The 21214-nt window shown below is 34.4% G+C and carries 20 protein-coding genes, 2 pseudogenes and 1 other annotated feature; of the genes and pseudogenes, 3 read left to right on the forward strand and 19 right to left on the reverse strand.

All coding sequences use genetic code 11. The features are described 5' to 3' along the window. Nucleotides 1-857: citrate/2-methylcitrate synthase (locus G5W_RS0107715; protein WP_010095605.1), on the forward strand; the 857-nt coding region annotated here is incomplete at its 5' end. Nucleotides 858-1106: 249 nt separating this feature from the next. Here G5W_RS0107715 and G5W_RS22080 read toward each other — a convergent pair. From G5W_RS22080 to G5W_RS24475, 4 genes and pseudogenes are all read right to left on the reverse strand, one after another. Then, nucleotides 1107-1618: pseudogene (locus G5W_RS22080) on the reverse strand (GNAT family N-acetyltransferase). Nucleotides 1619-1987: 369 nt separating this feature from the next. Next, nucleotides 1988-2977, reverse strand: a complete 990-nt coding sequence (locus G5W_RS0107730) for a zinc-dependent alcohol dehydrogenase family protein (RefSeq protein ID WP_010095607.1) — start codon at nucleotides 2975-2977, stop codon at nucleotides 1988-1990. Between the two features lie 234 nt (nucleotides 2978-3211). Then, nucleotides 3212-4249 carry an SDR family oxidoreductase gene (locus G5W_RS0107735; RefSeq protein ID WP_010095608.1) on the reverse strand — a complete coding sequence of 346 codons (1038 nt, stop codon included), beginning with the start codon at nucleotides 4247-4249 and terminating at the stop codon, nucleotides 3212-3214. 365 nt (nucleotides 4250-4614) lie between these two features. Next, nucleotides 4615-4740 (reverse strand): hypothetical protein, encoded by a 126-nt coding sequence (locus G5W_RS24475; protein WP_010095610.1) that lies wholly within the window; start codon nucleotides 4738-4740, stop codon nucleotides 4615-4617. Nucleotides 4741-4841: 101 nt separating this feature from the next. Here G5W_RS24475 and G5W_RS0107745 point away from each other — a divergent pair, with 101 nt between their 5' ends. Together G5W_RS0107745 and G5W_RS0107750 are read left to right on the forward strand one after the other, a co-directional pair. Then, the gene (locus G5W_RS0107745) at nucleotides 4842-6071 is read left to right on the forward strand and encodes a hypothetical protein (protein WP_010095612.1); all 1230 of its coding nucleotides are present in this window, start codon (nucleotides 4842-4844) and stop codon (nucleotides 6069-6071) included. 401 nt (nucleotides 6072-6472) lie between these two features. Further along, on the forward strand, nucleotides 6473-7792 hold the full coding sequence (locus G5W_RS0107750) for a 6-phospho-beta-glucosidase (protein WP_010095614.1): 1320 nt from the start codon (nucleotides 6473-6475) through the stop codon (nucleotides 7790-7792). A 122-nt stretch (nucleotides 7793-7914) separates the two neighbouring features. Here G5W_RS0107750 and G5W_RS0107755 read toward each other — a convergent pair whose 3' ends face one another. The 15 genes and pseudogenes from G5W_RS0107755 to G5W_RS0107830 all read right to left on the reverse strand — a co-directional run bounded on the left by G5W_RS0107755 (nucleotide 7915) and on the right by G5W_RS0107830 (nucleotide 20875). After that, the gene (locus tag G5W_RS0107755) at nucleotides 7915-9000 is read right to left on the reverse strand and encodes a sensor histidine kinase (protein WP_010095616.1); all 1086 of its coding nucleotides are present in this window, start codon (nucleotides 8998-9000) and stop codon (nucleotides 7915-7917) included. Continuing rightward, on the reverse strand, nucleotides 8987-9670 hold the full coding sequence (locus tag G5W_RS0107760) for a response regulator transcription factor (RefSeq protein WP_010095618.1): 684 nt from the start codon (nucleotides 9668-9670) through the stop codon (nucleotides 8987-8989). The genes G5W_RS0107755 and G5W_RS0107760 overlap by 14 nt, the downstream gene beginning before the upstream one ends. A gap of 35 nt (nucleotides 9671-9705) precedes the next feature. Beyond that, nucleotides 9706-10293 (reverse strand): peroxiredoxin family protein, encoded by a 588-nt coding sequence (locus G5W_RS0107765; protein ID WP_010095619.1) that lies wholly within the window; start codon nucleotides 10291-10293, stop codon nucleotides 9706-9708. Between the two features lie 18 nt (nucleotides 10294-10311). Next, entirely contained in the window at nucleotides 10312-11070 is a 759-nt protein-coding gene (locus G5W_RS0107770) for a cytochrome c biogenesis CcdA family protein (RefSeq protein WP_010095620.1), read from the reverse strand. Beyond that, nucleotides 11070-11225, reverse strand: a complete 156-nt coding sequence (locus G5W_RS23745; protein ID WP_010095621.1) for a hypothetical protein — start codon at nucleotides 11223-11225, stop codon at nucleotides 11070-11072. The genes G5W_RS0107770 and G5W_RS23745 overlap by 1 nt, the downstream gene beginning before the upstream one ends. 186 nt (nucleotides 11226-11411) lie before the next feature. After that, the gene (locus tag G5W_RS22755) at nucleotides 11412-11717 is read right to left on the reverse strand and encodes a hypothetical protein (protein WP_010095622.1); all 306 of its coding nucleotides are present in this window, start codon (nucleotides 11715-11717) and stop codon (nucleotides 11412-11414) included. A gap of 239 nt (nucleotides 11718-11956) precedes the next feature. Beyond that, nucleotides 11957-13408 (reverse strand): NADP-dependent glyceraldehyde-3-phosphate dehydrogenase, encoded by a 1452-nt coding sequence (locus tag G5W_RS0107785; protein WP_010095623.1) that lies wholly within the window; start codon nucleotides 13406-13408, stop codon nucleotides 11957-11959. A gap of 264 nt (nucleotides 13409-13672) precedes the next feature. Next, nucleotides 13673-15076, reverse strand: coding sequence for a vWA domain-containing protein (locus tag G5W_RS20735; protein ID WP_010095624.1), 1404 nt, complete (start codon nucleotides 15074-15076; stop codon nucleotides 13673-13675). 568 nt (nucleotides 15077-15644) lie between these two features. Beyond that, a pseudogene (locus tag G5W_RS23215) lies at nucleotides 15645-16084 on the reverse strand (NUDIX hydrolase). 101 nt (nucleotides 16085-16185) lie between these two features. Next, nucleotides 16186-16380: a PspC domain-containing protein gene (locus tag G5W_RS0107805; protein ID WP_010095630.1), complete on the reverse strand. Its 195-nt coding sequence runs from the start codon at nucleotides 16378-16380 to the stop codon at nucleotides 16186-16188. Between the two features lie 123 nt (nucleotides 16381-16503). Beyond that, on the reverse strand, nucleotides 16504-17469 hold the full coding sequence (locus tag G5W_RS0107810; RefSeq protein WP_010095631.1) for an alpha/beta fold hydrolase: 966 nt from the start codon (nucleotides 17467-17469) through the stop codon (nucleotides 16504-16506). Continuing rightward, on the reverse strand, nucleotides 17450-17971 hold the full coding sequence (locus G5W_RS0107815; protein ID WP_010095632.1) for a hypothetical protein: 522 nt from the start codon (nucleotides 17969-17971) through the stop codon (nucleotides 17450-17452). Before G5W_RS0107815 ends, G5W_RS0107810 begins: the two co-directional genes overlap by 20 nt. Before the next feature lie 144 nt (nucleotides 17972-18115). Beyond that, a complete protein-coding gene (locus G5W_RS0107820) occupies nucleotides 18116-18961 on the reverse strand; it encodes an aminoglycoside phosphotransferase family protein (protein ID WP_010095633.1) in 846 nt (281 codons plus the stop codon). A gap of 97 nt (nucleotides 18962-19058) precedes the next feature. Continuing rightward, nucleotides 19059-19469, reverse strand: coding sequence for an HIT family protein (locus tag G5W_RS0107825; RefSeq protein WP_010095634.1), 411 nt, complete (start codon nucleotides 19467-19469; stop codon nucleotides 19059-19061). A 227-nt stretch (nucleotides 19470-19696) separates the two neighbouring features. Further along, the gene (locus G5W_RS0107830) at nucleotides 19697-20875 is read right to left on the reverse strand and encodes an MFS transporter (RefSeq protein ID WP_157998040.1); all 1179 of its coding nucleotides are present in this window, start codon (nucleotides 20873-20875) and stop codon (nucleotides 19697-19699) included. Between the two features lie 106 nt (nucleotides 20876-20981). Further along, nucleotides 20982-21199: a binding site (T-box leader), on the reverse strand. Nucleotides 21200-21214 lie beyond the last annotated feature (15 nt).

Raw genomic sequence — 21214 nt, forward strand, 5'->3', positions numbered from 1 at the left:
AGTTATCAAACTATATAGTGAATATCCTTCAACAACTCCCAGAGGATATGGAGTTAATGGATGTTTTAAGAACGATTGTATCAGCAATGGATATAGAGAAAGATGCGGATATCTATAAAACGGCTACAAAGCTAATCGCTATCATGCCTACGTTAATTGCTTATCGTTATCGTTACAGCAAAGGATTATCCGTCATTAGTCCCGATTCATCATTAGGGCATGTAGAAAATTTTATCTACATGATAACTGGTAATCGTAACAAAACCAATGCTAAAATTCTTGAAACATATCTAATATTAACGATGGAACATGGTCTTAATGCATCCACATTCGCAGCAAGAGTTACTATTTCAACTGAAAGTGACCTTGCATCTGCCATAACCAGTGCATTGGGTACCATGAAAGGCCCATTGCATGGTGGTGCACCATCTGGAGTTATAGCATTATTAGAGGAAATTAGTTCTGAAGATAGAATTTGTGAAGTAATACACAATAAACTAGAAAAAAATGAGCGTATTATGGGATTTGGTCATCGTATCTATAAAACAGTCGATCCACGTGCTGAGAGCTTAAAGCAGATCATAATGAAACTAGATGATTTACCGGAATGGATCACATTAGCATTAAAGACCGAAAAAGAAACAATAAATATCTTAAATCAAGCAAAACCAGACCGAAAATTATATACAAATGTGGAATATTACGCAGCTGCAATTATGAAGACATTAGATATTGATGCAAGTTTATTTACAGCAATATTCAGTTCAGCTCGAATTGTTGGCTGGTGCGCACACGCAATAGAACAATCACAAAACAATACGATATTTAGACCTAATGCCATGTATATTGGAGAATAACGTTAAAAATCGCTATAAATCATTTTGTATTATTTATAGCGATTTTTATTATTTGTCTCACTATCACAAGTATACTTTAATTATGAGATGAATTTTGTTGATTTATCTGTTACTTCCTATAATAAAGATTATGTTAACTAGTAAATAGTTTGAAATTTTAATAGATGTAGCCTTTAGTTTGAGTCCCTTCTTTGACAAATCAGATGAATAATTTTATTCAAGAGAAACACTTAATTTTCCTTCTCAACCTTATAACAAATCGTTAATCCTAATCCTCCAAATCAAATGATCGTTTCCTTTGCCCCAATAATCCTTTAACAAATAATCAGGATCTCCAAATTTCTTTTTCCATATTTGCTGTGCACTTCCATAACCACTATCTAAACAAAATTCTTCTATACCATTATTCTTTAAAGTAGAATACATCGTAGTCAACAGCAAATTTCCTACACCCATTCTCTGATAGTTAGGGTGAAAAAATACTCTACCTACCTCAATTAACCCTTTGTAAGTGTTAATTGTACAATTACATATGAATTCACTTTCAGGACCATATTCAATGGAGCCAATAATTCAATTTCCATCTAATGCAATCAAGAAATATTGTTTCTCTCCATTGCTTTTAAATCACTTTCCAAGTATTTTTCCTTAACATCGATTTCATCATTTATATCATTCAACTTCTCACTTATACTTCCTTTAATAATAGTATCGTTAACAACAATTCTAAAGAGGGAATGAAACTCTATTATATCCTCAATTTAGGGTCTACGTATTTCTACTTTAATCGCCATAGATCTTCACCACTTCTATTTACTTTTACTCATAACCTACTCTCCTTCATTTGATCAGGTAATCAAATGAAACCAAATATTCTAAGTCCTTCTTACTAAATTACCCCACTAGCATACTATCTTTAAAATTTATTATTTGAGGTATGTAATTTTTCCTCCTTGGGTTCTATAGAATGACCAGCAGTATAGCTCCCTACAATCAGACCTATCATACAGTTGTCACCAATTCTAAATTCAGCCTTATCTAAAATAGTGCCATTATAACCAGCATAGAAATTACCACCAACGTAGGTACTGTAGCGCAAATCGCAGTGAGAATTGTGTTCAGTGCTCGGATTAGTAACTTGTTAAAAATACTTTTATCTTTGTTTTATTAAATTCAACAGTGTCAATTGCTTTTTTGATATCAGTCAGGTCATACTTATAATCGGCCATACTCAAAAATAACCTTTTACAATCTATTAGCTGTATTAAATGATTAAATGTTTCCTGCCATTTTTTTGCTGATATATTTTTATTCCAATTCCGCAAATGAAATATATTCGCTTTCACATTTGCTTTTTTTACAATATCTTCCCAATTTACTTGTATCCCTGATAAAAGACCGATCGTTAAAAAATGACCATTAGGGCGAACACTAAAAGCTAATTCATTACCATCCGAACCCCCAATAGAATCAATAGCAGCATCTACACCCATTCCACTTGTTAATTCCATAACGGTTTCACGCAGTCGACTTATAGACGTGTCTATCACATTGGTAGCACCGAGATGAAGTAATTCCTCTGTATACTTATTATTTCTAGTCACTGCAATTAATCGAAAACCTAAAATCATGGATAATTGAGCAAAAATATGCCCAATAGAAGATCCACATGCGTTAACCAATAAAACATCATTCGGTCGTAATTTTAAGACTTCCGTACAAACTACCCATGCAGTAACGGGATTAATATACATTTGAGAAGCAGTTAAATCGTCAATAGAATCAGGTATAGGAACCGCAAATTCTTCTGTTGTCTTAACAAACTCTTGCCATGTACCTTCCCCACGTAGAGGTAAAACCCGTTTACCAATAAGGTCTTTTGAAACTAAAGGGCCTACATCCTCAACAAACCCAACACCTTCGTAACCAGGAATACTAGGTAAAGAAATTCGATGCGAATAAGCTCCTCTAATAGGAATTAAATCAGAAGGATTGATAGGTCGTGCCAACATTCGAACAAGAATTTCATTTTCTCTTGGGGGTTCTATAGTTTTAAATTCAATATTTAACACATCTCTAGGACTACCGAATTCGTAGAAATAAATATATTTTGCTTCCAAAACAATAATGACCCCTTTTTATAAGTTAAATTCATTTAATTATAGCATTTTTAACTCACCTGACAGTTAGTTCTACAAGAAATAATACCGCACAATCATCATCTTAAACTATGTTCACAACTAAACTTCGGGCTACAACAATGTACGAGATACCCTTACGATAACGAAACCCTCTTCATATTAAAGTGAATTATTGCCAAGACGGTCAAAGTATTTTGAATTTCATCCCCTGTCCTATTTGTTTTTTTGGAACCAAGCATCTAGTAACTCTTGCTCTTTTTTACGAGATATACCTGTTTTTCTTTTTGAATCTTGTCTTGATAGTTCCCATTGATACACATCATGTATAGTTTCTTTAATAGGACTAAAAGAAAGCCCAGCGTCTAACGCTTTTTTTATACTAATACACATTTTCCAGGGTTTAGTTTCTCCTTCTAACGGGAAATGTTCAGGTATCCATAACGGCATTTCGGTCCACGGTTGTATTTGATGATCCAACACAAATTGTTCATCTACCCAGACAAATTCAGCGTCGCTGTTTGTAACCACTTTGCACGTGTTTAGCAGCTCTTCCATCGTCAATTCATGATCTGGGCCTGTAACATTAAACGTTCCAGCTTTTCTTTTTTCCATCATATCAAAGACCCATCTTGCTATATCTTTCACGTCGATTAGTTGAATTGGACGGTACGGACTTCCAGGCACCATTATATTTCCGCCCTCCGCCACACGTTGAACCCAGTATGGGAGCCGATCCGTATAGTCAAACTGCCCGACTAGTTGACCTGCCCTAATATGTAACACTTGTCCCGGCCAATATTTCTCTGCTTCTGCTTCACATAGCACTTTCAATGGACCGTAATGCTCATAAGGAGACAATCTCCCTTCTTCAACGTCTTTCAATACGTTTTTCATTTGATCTGGTGGAATGGACTGTAAATGATAGTCTTCCGCAATATTGAACGGAATCCAATCTTTATAAACAGAGATACTTGAAATATATGTATAATGTTCAATACTAGTCCCGAGAACAGATGCAATATTGTTTATTTGATGAGGAGCGAAGCCACATGTGTCCATTACAACATCCCATTTCTTATTTTCGAGCTGTGATACATCTCCGTCCCTATCACCGATAAGCTGTTCCACATCGGGAAATGCTTCTTTATTGGTCCCGCGATTGAACAATGTGATTTCATGACCTCTTTTCAATCCTTCTTCTACGAAAGCTTTTCCTAAAAATCGAGTACCTCCCAAGATAAGAACCTTCATACTATTCCCTTACTCCCTTTCTCTTTTATATTTTCTACAATATGGTTAGTTGTAGAAAAATGCTAATGACGATTGTTCAATTAAACTACTCCTGTAGTTAATAACATCTACCTTAATAATATTATAACATTCTGAAAATATATAATAAATTTTAACTTTGCTCAACCTGTTTTAACCTTGCTTCCAATAGCAAATAATACTGTAAGGGATATCTACTATGGATTCGTGTGTTTTTAGTTCAAAATTTTCCCATTTAAGTGTTTTTTCTCAAATTGGTCATATGTACAATTTTTTATTGTTTGAGCATCTCCCCAAATTCCATTAATAAATTTGGCACTTAGTCCTTAGTCCTTTTTAGTTATCTTTCATTCAACAAATAGTTCCTCTAATAATACAGCCTTTAATTGTTTGCTGAATTGTTGTACAATTTCGTTAATAGTTAAATTTTCCTCTAATTCATCTTTAGCTGCATCTGCATTTCTAGACTTCATAGGATATTTGCAATCAGTTTTTTAAAAGTAACTAACTTCCAATAAGAATATTACTAAAAATAAAGTTAATCAATTCAAATTAAATCTAGGGGGATTTTTGAATGTTTAAAGTGATAGTTGTACTTGTATTTTGCATGTTGCTTGTTGCCTGCGATTCACAACCGTCTGTAGATACAAAAGAAACAGAGAATAAAGAAGCTAAAGTAGAACAGGTGAATGAAGTGAATCAGGAGGATACACAGAGTGATCAAGATAACAGTCAGATTCAAAACGAAGAACTTGATGCAAAAAACTATTTTGAAGAAATGATAAAAGCAATTGAGGAAAATAATAAAGCTACCTTTATGTCCTATCAAGATGGAACGAATGAGCTATTTTATAAGGAACAAGAAGTATGGCTTAATGAAATTGAACAAAAGAAAAGTGAAGGTTGGGATGTTTCCGTAGTTATTAATAATGTAACTTTAGAGTCCTTAGATAAGGGAAACTTAGAATTAAAAATTAATATGCAACACGAAGATCAGAATATAAGTAACCATATTACTTACCCAATCCATAATATTAACGGTACATGGAAGATGAACGACCTACCTTTTCAGAAAATTACGGATGGCCCGATAAATTTGTACTACCTACCTTCTTTAGATAGTTATGCGGATAAAGTACTAGCAGATGTTAAAGAGATTGTAGATCTATATAATCAAACGTTTAACTGGAATCCAAGCGAAATAAATATCAAACTCTATGACTCTGTTGAGGAAATTTCCGCATCGACAGCTTGGCCAACTCTTTACGGGGTAGCGGTTCCATTTACCTCACTAAAGTTTGTTGTTCAAGGAGATTATGAGGTCACTTATGGATTCATAAAACATGAAATTGTTCATACCATGCTTGCAGATATTTCTAATGATAATGCTCCGCCGTTTATGCAAGAAGGATTAGCTATATTTATTTCTAGTGCAGTCACGACAGATGAATCCGGAAAACTACAATTAGATTATGGGAATACCGCTGATAGAGAGAAAGTAATTTTAGAAAACACGGAAGAAATAAAACCTATTGCAAATCTCAAAGACATCAATTATACCGAAGACTCTATCGATATTTATAACATAGGCTTCCTTATTACGAATTATTTAATTCAGACAGATGGAATAGAAAAATACTTAGAAATGGTAGAATTTTTGAAGGCAAACGATATCATAGATAAAGAAAATATCGATAGAGAAAAAATCGTATACCAGTATGCCATCGAAGCTTTGGAACAGACCTACGGATCGTTAGATAAACTATCCGAAGGGTATATTGATTATTACAGTAAAAAGCAATAATACAAAAAACCTGTTTTTGGTGTCAATCTTCAAAAACAGGTTTTTACTAGTAGATTGTCCTACTACTATATAGCTTTAGAAACACGCACCCCTACAATTCTCCCTCCTATATTTTTTACAATATTGCATTAACGTTGAAGTAGATACAAGAGATTGGTCTGCTATATCCTGTGTACGCATATAAACGACTTATTTATCGATTTTGCATGAACGGTCTAATTCTCCCTCAATCAATCTTTTACGTAACTTCTTTTTATAATTCACATAAAAAACACAGCGTTACTTTTTTGACACAAAAAACTATCGTTGAAACATGAATCTAATGCTTCAAAATCTATATCTTATTCCCTTTTGTTCCTCTAGTATTGGTGGTGTAAATAAGTTTACGAGGAGGAAAAACAATGAACAAAGGAATAAAGATTGTCACAATTGGTGGAGGTTCAAGTTATACTCCAGAGCTAATCGAAGGATTCATTAAAAGATATGATAGTTTACCGATCAGTGAAATTTGGTTAGTAGATATTCCAGAAGGTGAAGAAAAATTAAATATTGTTGGCGGATTAGCTAAGCGAATGGTTAAGGAAGCAGGCTTACCAATTGAAGTACACCTAACATTAGATCGTCGTAAAGCATTAAAGGATGCAGATTTTGTTACAACACAATTACGTGTAGGATTATTGGACGCCCGTGCGAAAGATGAACGCATTCCTCTAAAATATGGTGTTATTGGACAAGAAACAAATGGACCTGGTGGTTTATTCAAAGGGTTAAGAACTATCCCAGTGATTTTGGATATCGTTAAGGATATGGAGGAATTGTGTCCAGATGCATGGTTAATTAACTTCGCAAACCCCGCTGGTATGGTGACCGAAGCAGTTCTTCGCCATAGTAATTGGAAGAAAGTAATTGGTTTATGTAATGTTCCTGTTATGATGAAAATGAGTGTTGCAGAACTATTAGATGTTGATCCTAAACGAGTCCACATGGATCTTGCGGGTTTGAATCACATGGTTTATGGTTTGAATGTTTATCTAGATGGAGAGCTATATACCGAGCAGTATATTGATAAACTCACTTCAAACGATTCGTCAAGTGGTACCATGAAAAATATTATCGATTTAAAATGGGAACCTGATTTTATTAAAGCACTACAAGCAATTCCATGTCCTTATCACCGTTATTACTATAAAACAGATGAAATGTTTGAAGAGGAAAGTAACGCTGCAAAGGCAGAAGGAACACGTGCAGAAGTTGTACAAAAGTTGGAAAAAGAATTATTTGAGCTATATAACGATGAAAAACTAGCAATCAAACCTCCTCAATTGGAGAATAGAGGTGGAGCTTATTATAGTGATGCAGCATGTAGTTTGATTGACTCTATCTATAATGATCGTAAAGATATCCAAACAGTTAACACGATAAATAATGGAGCCATTGCTAGTATTCCAGATGAATCTGCTATCGAAATAAATTGTGTCATTACAAAAGATGGCCCTAAACCAATTGGCATTGGTGATTTACCAGTAGCTACAAGAGGACTGGTTCAACAAATTAAATCATTTGAAAGAATTGCAGCAGAAGCAGCAGTAACTGGTGATTACCAAACAGCGCTACTCGCAATGACGATTAATCCACTCGTCCCCTCTGATACAGTTGCTAAACAAATTCTTGATGAGATGCTAGAAGCACATAAAGATTATTTACCACAGTTTCAACTGTAATTATTAATAATTGTCACTTCATAAATTTTGACGAAGAAATCGTTTGAACAATCTAAGTAAAAAATATAGTTACATTAAAATGGCTGGTATGAATAGTAGTGAACTGAGTTCATACTAGCCATTTACTTCCTTGGCAATCTGAACCAAAATGTATGTTGATTCTTGTCCGATGAAACTCCTATAGTACCTCGATGACGTTCAATAATTTCTTTAGAAATAGCGAGTCCTAATCCAGATCCTCCTAATTCTCGTGACCTAGAATGATCAATACGATAAAAGCGTTCAAAAATCTTTTCCTGTTCCGCAATTGAGATAGGTTTTCCAGGACCAGTTACACAGAGCATGTATCCTGACTCCCTAATCATACCCTCTATAACAATTGGCCCAGTCCCTTCATAATAGCGAATTGCATTATCAAGTAAATTACTAATGACTTGTGTTATCGCTTCACTATTAAGAGTTAGTATACTAGGTGCAACATCTACACGCACGTTTATATTTGCTTGCTTTGATGTCCATCGAAACATTTCAACAGATTGTTCCACTAGTTGTCTTATATTAACAGGAAACTTTTCTGAAAAAGTCTGTCTAGAACGATAGTCCCATTCCTTGAGTTGCTCCATCTGCTCTATTAAGCGAATAATTCTTCTAGATTCCTCATAGAGAGATTGATATAGCTTCTCATCTCCTTTAATCACACCATTTTGTAATGCACGTAGATAACCGTTTAAGTTTGATAATGGAGTTCGAAATTCATGCGATAGATCGGATACAAGCTTTAGTCGGCGTTCCTCATTTGTCTCTAATTGTTTTACTAATTCGTTAAAATGACTAATTAACTCACCAACTTCTCCCTCATGATTAACTTCAATAGGATTAGGGTACTCTCCTTTTTTCATCTTTTTAGTGGAATGGATAAGCTGTCTCAATGGATGGATTAGTTTCCTTGTTAAGTAAAAATGTGTGAGACTACCGATAACAATCGTAGAGATACTGAAAATCAATAAGTATTGAAACAGTGTAGCTTCAAATTGGGTTTGTTTTTGGTTACTCATGGTTACGAATCCTTCTGCTAGTACACAAGCCGTATTATAGATTGCCCAACTACTAAAACCGACAAAGGCCGTAATAACAATTATGTTGAGAAAGGTTAATCGAAACAGTAATTGTTTAGGAACAAGTAAATTTTTAAATTTATTCCGTAACAAATTTATACCCCATTCCTCGAATTGTTATGATCCTCTTTGGCTCAGAAGGATTTTCTTCAATTTTTTTTCGTATTTTTTTGATATGAGCATCTATCGTTCTATTTAGTACTAGTTTATCAGCATAAGGGTATAATTGATTCACAAGATTATCTCTAGAGATAACAATATTCGGATTCTCCATAAAGTAATATAATAGATTGAATTCATGCTTCGTTAAGGTTATTTCTTTATCGAAAAGTAATACCTCACCCTTTCGAGGTTTAATACATAATCCATTATGGGTAATCTTTTGACAGAACTGACCAGTACGACGTAGTACTGCTTCAATATGGGCGAGAAGTTCTTCTGGTTCAAATGGTTTAACTAAATAATCATCAGCACCCATTTTTAATCCGTTAATTCTATCCTCTATGCGTGATTTAGCAGATAACATAATAATCGATACCTCATTACGTTCCTGTTCACGTACCCATGTACAAAATTCTTCTCCACTAAGTTTGGGGAGCATTAAATCAAGGATTATTAAACAAGGATGTTCTGATATAAATACTTCTTTGGCTGTTTCCCCATCAGCTGCTTCTACGACTTCATAACCAGCCTTAGTAAGATAAATTCTAATTAGTTCCCGTATCATCTTATCATCTTCTACAACAAGTATGGTTTGCTTCATCCTCTCACCTCTTGCCCATTATACTATATAAAAAATTATTCCATCTTTTCGTACTCTTGTACCATCAAATCATAATTCATCGCACCAAATGCTTTGTAACTAATCAGACCATTGGAATCAACCATATATGTGGTTGGAATTGGCTGTATCATATAGAGATCAGCTACATCTAAATTTGTATCCATTAAAATTGGAAAGGTTAGTTTATATTCATCAGAGAAATCCTCCACATCTTCAATACTGGATTCCGCGTCTGTTAAATTAACAGCTAATATTACAACATCCTTATCTTGATGAAACTTTTCCATATCTGGCATTTCAGCACGACATGGTGGACACCATGTTGCCCAAAAATTAATCATCACACGATTCCCACGAAAGTCCGATAGTTTTACGTTGTCTCCAGATAAAGTTTGTAATTGAAAATCAGGTGCCATGTTTCCTACCTCTAACCCGATAACTGGTTCCTCGGTATTTTCCGCTCCTTCCGACTCGGCCTCGACTTCTTTAATTGTATCCATTTTGTCGATTTTTTCGGATGTTTGACTATTAGAATTGATAAAGTCATAAACTGCCCACCCTACCATACCAACAACAATTACAATAAGAATCCACTTTTTCATTCCATATACCTCCTGAATTTATCCTAATCTAGACAGCCATGAATCTTGTACCAAATCTAGTAAAAACCCTGAAATTCGTGGCATTAATCCAAAGAAAAGCACTAATCCCATCATAATCATCATGGCTGCACCAATTTTCATAATGATTCCACTATTTCTTACAATCCATTTCGTCTTCCCTATAAAGAAAGTTAAAATGAGAAATGGTAATGCAAATCCCACTACGTACATGAGTGTGTAGAGCATTCCTTGTCCTGGGTAGCTGGCAGATAGAAGCAATATGGACCCAAAGATCGGTCCGATACACGGTGTCCATCCTGCTGCAAATCCTAATCCGATAAAAAAAGTTCCGACGTAACCTACTGGCTTTTTTGCATAGTGAAAGCGTCGTTCCTTCATAAGAGTTGGTATATTAATCCAGCCTGCTATAAAAAAGCCCATCAAAATAATGAAAACTCCAGCAATCCGTTGAATGAGTAATCCAGATTCTCCAATTAGAAGATGCTGTGCCCATTTTCCTAAAAAAGAAGCGCTCGCTCCCAAGCTAAAAAATACGAGAGAAACGGCCAACAAAAAGAAAAGAGAATGAATAAATAACTGCCGAACCATTTTACTACTCTTATCACCCTGAAGCTCTTTCACACTAATTCCTGTTATGTAAGACATATAGGCTGGAAATATAGGTAAAACGCAAGGAGACAAGAAAGATAGTGCACCTGCTCCTAGCGCTAATAACATTCCTACCAGTAATATCGTATCTGTCTCAATAATACTCATTATGCATCCCTCTTTCTAATCTTATAAGTTAAACTACCAATACTTGTAACGAAAAACACTCCAACAAACCATGGTTCCATCATATAGCCAAAAACTGTTACAAACGGTTGAACTATAGCTAGAATTATCATCCCAATTGACCAAATTGTAACCATAACTATTAATAGTCCCATGAAAGACATGCGCGCTTTGAGAAGTATATACAAACCGATGAGAGCTGCTAGTAAGACTATATAGCCGAAGGAATACGTATTCTCTTCCACAATGAACTGAATAAACTCGTATACAAACGAACTAATAAGAAATAAGTGAACAAAAGATTCTATGAGCGGAAGTACGTTCTATTTTTTTCGGTTTGATTTGTATAGAAGCAACAATGTGATTGAAACTATAGCAAAATAGAACGCTTTTGAGTCACTAGGATATGCCAGAATTGATAAAGGATCCGATATAAATATAAAGAGATGTAATAAAATCTTCCCTAGCCAGATAAAGATTACGAAGTTGATTAATTGCGATATTAATTCTTCTATATGTTTTCTCTTTTGCTTGATAGATAGGTCACTAAGTAGATAAAAAGATATAAATCCTATTGCAAAGCTTAGAGCAATAATACTAATTGCCGTTAATTTACTTGCTAAAGCCATTTGTCTGTCCTCACTTTCAAACCCTCTGCAATAGTATCTTATACTTCTAATGTGAAAAATTGATGAAAGTACTCAATAAATATGAAAATCTTTTGTGTTGCTAAGAGATAATAACAATACTCTTATGTATAATTCACATTCTAGCACTTATGGTTTTATTGCATTAGAAAAGGCTATCGAGCATTACTCGACAGCCTTAAAAACAGGGATATTTCCCTTATCTTTGTTCATTGAAAGAATTATTCAACTATATTTAGTACAGTTACTTTTTCCTGTGTCATAGATTCTAGACTCTTACGAATACCTTGTGCTCCCATACCAGATCCTTTAACACCGATAAATGGGAAATGATCTGGTCCACGTTCTGTTCGACCATTAATTTGAACTGAACCAGCTTCTATTTTACTCGCAATAGTAAACGCTCGGTTTATATCTTTTGTAAAGACACTTGCCTGTAAGCCGAATTCTGATTCATTTGCAATTCGGATAGCTTCTTCATCAGAAGTAACTCTTATAATAGGTAGAATCGGACCAAATGGTTCTTCCCAGGCAACCTTCATTTCTTCTGTAACATGATCAAGAAGCGTCGGATAAATTAAATTATCTTCTCTTCTATTTCCTATAACCACTGTTGCACCTTTTTCTACCGCATCATCTAGTAAACCTTGAACAAAATCTGCAGACTTTTTATTAATTATAGGAACAATAGTACTATTTTCTTCAGGTGAGCCGACTGATAATTTTTCAACCTGTTCTTTTAATAAAGCAACAAGCTCATCAGCAACACTATCATGAACTAGGACACGTTTAATTGCTGTACAGCGCTGTCCAGAGTATGAAAATGCTCCACTAATAATATGCTTTGCAGCCTCTTGTAAGTCTGCATCCTCACGAACAATACCAGGGTCTTTACCACCAAGTTCAAGAACTAATGGAACCATGGTTGCTTTTTTAGCAAGTTGTACACCGGTATGGGTACCACCAGTAAATGAAATCATGTTTATCCCTTTATGTTCCACTAAATAATCACCGATTACGGAACCACGTCCAGTTACTAAACCTAATAACCCTTTTGGTAGTCCAGCTTTATCTAGTGCTTCCACCATCTTGATACCACTTATCGCTCCTTGGGTAGCTGGTTTAAAGACAACTGCGTTTCCTGCCATTAATGCTGGTGCAATTTTAGCTGCAGATAAGTTTACCGGATAATTAAATGGTGAAATCGCTAGAACTACACCACGAGGTACACGATTAATAATAGCAATCTTAGATTTAGATCCACCTGGGAAACTATCTCCCAGCATACTTTCCCCATGCATATGAAGCGCTTCTTCTACAGTGTAGCGGATAAAATCAGCTGTACGTACTACCTCTTTCTTGGCGTCATTAGCTGCCTTCCCAACTTCCTTCATGATTATTTCTGCAAGTTCATCCTGCATAAGAATTAGTTCATCTGCCCACTTATATAAGTACTTCGCACGATCTTGTAGTGAAACGTCCGCCCAATCCTTCTGAGCGTTCTTTGCTAAATTAATTATTTCATCAACTTCATCTTGTGAAATTGCTTGAATATGCCCTACTACCTCAGGACGATATGGAGAATGTATGTCGATAGTTTGTCCGGAATGACTTTCTCTCCATTCACCGTTTATGTAGTATTTATAGGTTGTTTGTTTAGTCTTTGATGTCATGATAATCTCCAATCTTTATTTATATTATCTAAATTTTTCTGCATATGACTTATGCCAGTTGGAAAGTAATGTCTATTATTATATCTATAATTACTATTTTTACTAAATAATATGCTCACTTTTTAACATATAAAGCTTTACTAAAGCTACTAATGACTGTAGCGGTTAACTTATACGGAATTAATAAAAGCAGCCCAAATGTTAGGTGTTCATAACGTTTAGGCCGCAATTACATTTTTATACATCTTAAGAAAAGCCTCTTAATTATTCATCCTTGATTTTTCTCATTTCTTCTACCCATTCATCTACTCTTTTTCGAATGTCATCGGAAACTTGCTTAATTTCATCGTATTTTTGAGATTTAAGCTCATCATTCAATTCGATTTTCTTTTGTTTTCGATTTAATATTAATTCTGAAAGTTCGTCGTAGGCCTCACTCGGAATTAGTTCTTCTTGATAGATCATTTTTAGAGCCTTATCAAATCGTTCATCTTCTTTGGCAATAATGTCCCTTATCCTCTGATGTTCTACCTTATAGCGGTCCATCTCAGCTAATTCTTCCCATGGATCTGGTGCTTTAGTAAAGGCCCAGGCAAGGTCTATGGCACTAGGTAACCATTCATACTCGATAGTTTGTTGGATTTCATCAGCGTTATTTGCGGCAAAGTAATCGCCGTTTCCTGCTTCAGAAACAGATTTTAATTGGTCTTCAGCGTCTTTATCAACATTGAAACCAATAATGTTAACAGAACGTCCTTCGTTATCTTTGGCGAAATTTTCGGCTGCCTTTACAGGATCCCCATCACAAGTTTCCACACCATCACTAACAATATATACCGTAATGGCTCCTTCTAATTTTTGGCTCATTTCAGCAGCTTTATTTATAGCTCCAGCAAGTGGTGTCCATCCTTTACTTTCAAAGGTAGACAGTGAACCTTCAAATTCATCGGAATTGTATTCACCCATTGGATAGACTTCTTCAATGCCTTCACAGGATAACTTCTTATCGGAATTAGATTCAGAACCCTTATGTCCATAGACAACTAGAGAGATATCGCTATCCTGACCGATAACATCCGTGAAACGTTTTACAGCATCCTTGGCAATATCCATTTTGACTTCTCCATCTACACTCAACAACATACTAGAACTGGCATCTAATAGAATAATCGCTTTTCCTATTTCGTCTTCCTGTTCTACACCACTACCTACTTTTTTAGGAATAGGTAAGTATGGTTCTTCAAAAGTCGGTTTAAAACTCTGTGCAGGGTCAATAGCTTCTTCATAGTTAGGGCTAGCAAGCAAACTTGCTAATTTTATTTCTAGTTCTTTAGCATTTTGAGTTTCTTCCGTGAACTCGGTTAATTCCTTCTTTAATTCTTCCTCTATTGAATTCATTAACTCATCGGTTTCTGTAGATAATTCCTCTTCAAGTGTTAAGTCACTGAGTAGAGAACCTTTATAGTTTTTGAGGTCATCAAGATTTTCTATTGAATATTCTTTTATTTCGGTTGTGGCATTATCGTTATCTTTCTTTTCTTCATCAGCTTTTTCACTTGTCGAAGCTTCTTTTGCTTTTAAATTTTCCTCTTTATTTTTTTCGTTTTCGCTACAAGCACCGAGAATGAGTAAAATACTTATACTAATCCATATAATTAGCTTACGCAATGATCGCACTCCTTTATTTTCCAATTCTATAATCTAGCTTGCCTTTTCATCTAGGTAATCGTCAATATATCGAAATAACTATTTCTTTATTAAAAATAATCCTTTATACCTATTAGTTACGAGGGAATCTAGTTTTGTTTAAGAAGGATAATTAAGATTGCGTTTCTAACTCTTGTAAACATAATAGTAATCTACTATAAATAACTTCCTTTTCCCCCATTTGTAGCAATGTCTTCGAGTTTAATTCTCCCTGATATAGTTAAACCTGAATTAAATATTAGTATTCCCAAGACTAATAATGTAATTGTCGGAAGAACAAATGGTTGTTTAAATTCCTTAAGTATTCTTTGTTTTTCACGTTTCTCCATTTTTGTATAAGTTTTAATTATGAGGAGAATAGGGATAATCCATAGTAATAATAAAAATAATAGCTGAATAAATTTTATAGGAACCTCTCTTTGTCAACTAATGTGACGAGTAGTTTAAACTAATTTAAATTCATACTCAATATAGATAAAAATATTTCTGAATCTGAGATTCTCTTAACTTTATAGTGAATAAATCGATATTAAGGCTTATTATCAACTCTTCCGCGAAGAAGATATGGAATAGTAGAGTTGCTATATTTTAAACCTTCTATATTACTTGGTATATAGGCATTCTCTAATGCTTTATTAGCGTCCATCCAAATAACTTCCTCAATTTCTTCAGGAAACGTTATGTTGATTTCTCCCTCTATAATTCTACCTTTAAAAGTAAAAATATTGTATGATGACCTCGCTCTTCAAAAATAGCTTCACTCACTGCAAGCACTCCTTCAAGTTGAACGTTTAACCCTGTTTCTTCTTTAACTTCACATATAGCTGCATCTTCTAAAGTTTCACCACTTTCAACTGCCCCGCCGGGAAGTGTGTAGTAAGAAGAGTCACCTCCTTTGTTTTTCACCATTAGAATATTTTCTTTATTAGTATCGTATAAAAGAACATAGGCGACATCTACACGCTTCATCATTCAAATCATCTCCTATTGGTTTGATTAAAGCGTAAATAAAAATGACGATCTATTCCGATCGCCTAGTTAAAACTTTACTCACTCCAGTTAAGTTGTGACTAGTGTATTGATTTTAAAGATGGAAGAGTATCAGGTAATGACACAGCAAGGATTAAGTAAATTAAGTAATTAGCTGGTAGAACAATAAATAGTAACCTTACACCGAATGAAGATATCCCAAAATATTCGGCAACTCCACCACATACACCAGTTAAAGCCTTATCTGTCGATGACTTTCTTAGCTTTCTATGCAACGAAATCCCCCCTATCTAATACTATGTAAGTTACCTACTTTATACGGGAATCCATTCAAAAAGTTTCATTTTAATCTCAATGACGAAATATCCAAGATGTAATCATTTTCTAGTTAATTTAGATTAAGAACATAGTATATCAGTCTTAATAATTTGCAAAAATCTTTCTTGGTCTTCTAAAAACGGAGAGTGTGCAGCATCTTCAAATGTATAAAATCTCTTCATTGGCGATTCTACCTGTTCAAAGAATCGTCTTGCTTCTTTGTAGGAAGTTTGATAATCATGTAAACCATGTATAATAAAAACAGGAATGTCAAAACGTGGTGCCAATAAAGTAGCATCCGCTTCTGCCATTATTTCACATAAGGAATCATAACTGAAATAAATCCCCTTCGGAATGTTAAAACGTTCTCTCCACGAATATTGTCTACAAGTGAAAAGTTCCTTTATACCCTGCCAATTAGAATATCCCGTTCTTTTCGCACCACCTCCGTATTTATTAAGATACCTACCTAGTATTCTACGATATCCTTGATTTCTATAAAAATGCTTATCAAATGTAACGGATTGAATGTCTTTTGCCGCTCGTTTGTCACCTCGTATTTTAGCAGTTTCCAGTAAAAAGTCATACGTGTGCCTATTTGATTCAAAATGCCTTCCAAACTGCCCCACACCAATATAGGCATGAAAATATTTCGGATATTTACTCGCGACTATACTTCCGATTAGCGTTCCCCAAGAGTGCCCACAAATATAAATCTTCTCTTTGTGAAATTTTCCTCTAAGATAATTGGTTATCGTTAATGCGTCAGAAACTAAACTTTCTAACGTTAGTTCGCCCTGTGTAGAAGAATTATAAGACATTCCGGTACCTCTTTGTTCCCAATAACAAATGGTAAAATGATCTGCCCATGCAAGTCCTGATTGTTTAATACTTGCATATTGTGGGAATCCAGGTCCTCCATGTATAAACAAGAGAACAGGATGATTAAAGTCAGTTGACTCAATAAATATGCCGTTCTTATGACCATCTATATCAACATAATCCTTTTGAAAATGCACATTTGTTTTAATGCTTAACTCCCCCATTATTGTTCGTCTTTAAAATTGCTTCCTGTACAAATTGATTCGGTTGTTCCCAATCCCTTGTTATTTTGTAGTTTTCTCCATTATATTGAATAGTTAGTTGACCTTTTGTTTCAACTGCTTCCGAAAAATTATCATGATAGTACTCCACTGTTAATACATAATCGTAATCGACCGTACCATCTTCGTTTTCTTCTGTTTTTTCAAGTGTGATATCTTGTACCTTACTCTTATAACCCGTATTCTTTGCTACAACATTAATAAAATGGAAATAACGTCTCTTATAAAAGTAATCATACTCTTCTTCGGTTAGAAATGGTTTTACTCTTTCTCCAATTTCAACTGCTGTGGGAGGATTAGAAGGATTTTCAACAGCATATTGTTTTGTTTTGTATTCCTTTACAAAATTCTTAATATCTTTATCATTGTAGACATCTGTATCAGTACAGCTAGATAGCGCTATAATCATACCAATGAGCAGCAGGTTCCAAATTGATTTTTTCATGTGAATACCCCCTTTACTAAACATACGCAAGAAGCTATATTTTAGTTTCAATATTCAGTTATTTATAACGATAAATAACCTATAGATAAATTTGCGTAACCGTATATATTTAGAGGTCTCTTCTTTAAAATAACATAAGATCTTCTAATTTTTATTTTCAAGTCTTATTCTTATTTCATTTACTAATAATAGTTTTTCATCCTCAAAAATACCATCTGTAGATAATTTGCGAGCAGCTATTGGAACAATCCAGGGGTCAACTTCATTGTATGTAGTACCAGTTAAATTAGTATATTCCTCCATAAACTCTGCAATAATCTTTTCTCTATTCGAATCAAATAGTTTCAGAGCATTTGATGGCGTTTCTGGCGGAAGAATGGCATATCGAATCATGATAATAAATTCAGCTAAGTCCGCTTCTGGATTACCGTTAGAAGCATTCATCCAATCTATTAAAATAGGCTGCTCGTTTGAAAACAATAGATTATTAGGGTTCGCATCACCGTGACAAATGTTATCTTTGGCTGGTAAACTATTTAAAATATCGAGAACCGCCTCTTTTTCAAACTCTGATAAATAATTCACGCTCAATATTTGCCTCTTTAGAAAATCCCTCTGTTGTGATGGAATTTCTTTATGTGATAATGTATTATGAACTTTCGCCAATATGCGAGCAGATAACCGTGCGTCATTCCAATCCAAGTTACTATCAACATGATTCTGTGGTATTAAATTCTCGAAAAACCGTTCCCTTAACGTTTTCCCAAATATACGCTCATACACTATTCCAGGACGATCATGATAATCTATCATTTCATAGGGTTTAGGAACAGCTAATCCCAAGTTCCACACCGTGAGGCTATTATTAAATTCTCTCTCCAAATCAGTTCGATTAATATTTGATTTCGCTAATTTAATAACCTTTGTATTGTCCTCCCACTCAAACACCTCTGCATTAGCACCTTCACCTAACTTTTTACCGATTTTCATAGTTTTTCTCCTTTTAAATGAATGTAGTCAATTTGATCAACAACTCGTATGTATAGTTCTTCCTAAAGTTTCATTCCCAAAAACAAATTTTAGGACATTAATCAATCAATATTTCTGATAAGCTATTACTTATTGAGATTAATTCTTCTTTAGTTACTACATTTTCTGGTTCTACCCATGAAAACCCATCATCTAAAAATCGAGGAATAATGTGCATGTGATAATGTTCAACATCCTTAAAAATTCCATTATTTTGCATTATAGTTATGCCATCTGTGTTTAATATTCTTTCAAGAGAAGTAGCTACTTTTTGAGAAGCTAAAATAATATGACTTAAACTATCTTTGTCAACCTCACTAAACTCTTGAAAATGTATCTTAGGAACTACTAAAATATGTCCCTTGTTGATAGGGTATTTGTCTAAAAAACAACATACATAAGCATTCTCAAAAATGATAAAAGCATCTTCCTTTTTTGAGATTATATTACAGAAAATACAAGACTCCATACGCGCCACCTCCTAAATTCTTCTTAATATTAAATTAGTAAATATATACAATAACTTATCTAAATTTTAACATTAACTCTGTTTCAAAGATATCAGTATTAATGAAATAGTATAAGTAACTACATACTTTTAATTTTGTATATAAAAAGCCTCGCAATACTATTGTCTTACATATAAAAAGTATTGCGTTGTTTGTGGTATTCTAATTCTACGCTCAATAGTAGGACTTATTCACCAGAATTAACGTTAAGATCAAACTTCTTATGTAGAGTCCAACAGAGAATAAGCGAGACGCAAAACATCAGCACTGTACCAATATGTACGGCTATTTTTATGGAAATAACTTCTGCAATGATCCCCAGAAGTACTGTAAGGAAAACGATGTATACTGAACTTACGAATTGATAGATACTACTGATTCTCCCCATCATATCAACCGAAACTGAATTTTGATAAAAAGTTAGAAAACCACTATTTGCTGGAGCGGTGAAAAATGCCAGAATAAAAAACCCGATAGCAGCTTGTACAAAATCATTAGAAAAACCATAAACGACATATCCAGCAGAAACGAATATCGTACTAACTCCTATCAAAAATCCCACACAAAGTCTTTTAAACACTAGAACATTCAGAATAGAACCAACTATGATACCAACACCAGAAATGGAAACTAGAAATCCATATTTACTTTCTGATAGACCTAAAACTTCCGTTGAGAACGCTACTTCTAATGAATCAACAGCGCTTGCCAAAATGAGTAAGACACCTTGGAATAATATATAAACAATGATAATAAAGCGATTGCGCTTACTGAACTGTATAACGGAAGACCAATCTTTTCTAAGTAATTGCAAGGACATTCGATCATAAGGAGATACTTCCAAACTCTCCTCCAAATCAGGCATGAACAACATAATAACACCTGAGATACAAAGAGCAATGGCATTGAAATAAATAGCTGTGTTCGAATCCCAAATAATAAATAGTATCCCTGCAATAGCTGGTCCAGTGAAAAAGGCACCGGAAGTCACTAAGCTGTGAAGGGTATTGAAGCTTTTTCTATCCTGCTGAGGAATTAGTTTTGTCATATAAACAATGGAAGTGCTTGAAAATATGCTACTTGCCATGTTTATGAAAAACACGATGATATAGATGTACATGAGATTTGGAATAAAAGGTAATAGAACAATTAATCCCGCACGTATGAAGTCGAGTGAAATGAGTAATTTTCTCTTGTTCATTCGATCTATCAAGCTACCACCCCAAAAATTTGTAGCTATTGTAGCAAGAGGAACAATAATATATAGCAATGAAACTGCCAACTTATTATCCGTCATGTTTAGGACAGTGATGTTTAATGATAAAAGATAGATCCACTCCCCTATATTCGAAATACCAATTCCCAAAAGTAATAAGCTTGGATATTTCCAGTGTTTTTTTGTTTTCCTTACTGTCCCAATACAACCACTCCTTCATAAATCTAATAAAAAATCCCGTCCTCAAGACATATGTCTTGAGGACGGGACTGATAATCCGTGGTACCACCTCTATTTGTTAATAGATAACTATTAACCTCACTCCGTAACGTGGAAGACCGTCATACTATCATCATATGAATCCAGTATGAAGCTCTGAGATTTGCTTCAGTATATCGATTTTTACCCCGTTTCAGCAGCAGGAGCTCTCTGTAAAAAACCTAGTATACTTACTTTTCTCTTCAATGCTTTACGTATTTGATTGAAAAT

The organism is Ornithinibacillus scapharcae TW25 (genome assembly GCF_000190475.1).
GTDB classification, from domain to species: Bacteria; Bacillota; Bacilli; order Bacillales; family Amphibacillaceae; genus Ornithinibacillus; species Ornithinibacillus scapharcae.

What these genes read in the sequence shown, in the direction of transcription:
- G5W_RS0107735 (WP_010095608.1), bottom strand. Translation starts at nt 4,249, where the DNA reads ATGAAGGTTCTTATCTTGGGAGGTACTCGATTTTTAGGAAAAGCTTTC.
- G5W_RS24475 (WP_010095610.1), bottom strand. Translation starts at nt 4,740, where the DNA reads ATGAAGTCTAGAAATGCAGATGCAGCTAAAGATGAATTAGAGGAAAAT.
- G5W_RS0107745 (WP_010095612.1), top strand. Translation starts at nt 4,842, where the DNA reads ATGTTTAAAGTGATAGTTGTACTTGTATTTTGCATGTTGCTTGTTGCC.
- G5W_RS0107750 (WP_010095614.1), top strand. Translation starts at nt 6,473, where the DNA reads ATGAACAAAGGAATAAAGATTGTCACAATTGGTGGAGGTTCAAGTTAT.
- G5W_RS0107760 (WP_010095618.1), bottom strand. Translation starts at nt 9,670, where the DNA reads ATGAAGCAAACCATACTTGTTGTAGAAGATGATAAGATGATACGGGAA.
- G5W_RS0107765 (WP_010095619.1), bottom strand. Translation starts at nt 10,293, where the DNA reads ATGAAAAAGTGGATTCTTATTGTAATTGTTGTTGGTATGGTAGGGTGG.
- G5W_RS0107770 (WP_010095620.1), bottom strand. Translation starts at nt 11,070, where the DNA reads ATGAGTATTATTGAGACAGATACGATATTACTGGTAGGAATGTTATTA.
- G5W_RS23745 (WP_010095621.1), bottom strand. Translation starts at nt 11,225, where the DNA reads ATGGTTACAATTTGGTCAATTGGGATGATAATTCTAGCTATAGTTCAA.
- G5W_RS22755 (WP_010095622.1), bottom strand. Translation starts at nt 11,717, where the DNA reads ATGGCTTTAGCAAGTAAATTAACGGCAATTAGTATTATTGCTCTAAGC.
- G5W_RS0107785 (WP_010095623.1), bottom strand. Translation starts at nt 13,408, where the DNA reads ATGACATCAAAGACTAAACAAACAACCTATAAATACTACATAAACGGT.
- G5W_RS0107810 (WP_010095631.1), bottom strand. Translation starts at nt 17,469, where the DNA reads ATGGGGGAGTTAAGCATTAAAACAAATGTGCATTTTCAAAAGGATTAT.
- G5W_RS0107815 (WP_010095632.1), bottom strand. Translation starts at nt 17,971, where the DNA reads ATGAAAAAATCAATTTGGAACCTGCTGCTCATTGGTATGATTATAGCG.
- G5W_RS0107820 (WP_010095633.1), bottom strand. Translation starts at nt 18,961, where the DNA reads ATGAAAATCGGTAAAAAGTTAGGTGAAGGTGCTAATGCAGAGGTGTTT.
- G5W_RS0107825 (WP_010095634.1), bottom strand. Translation starts at nt 19,469, where the DNA reads ATGGAGTCTTGTATTTTCTGTAATATAATCTCAAAAAAGGAAGATGCT.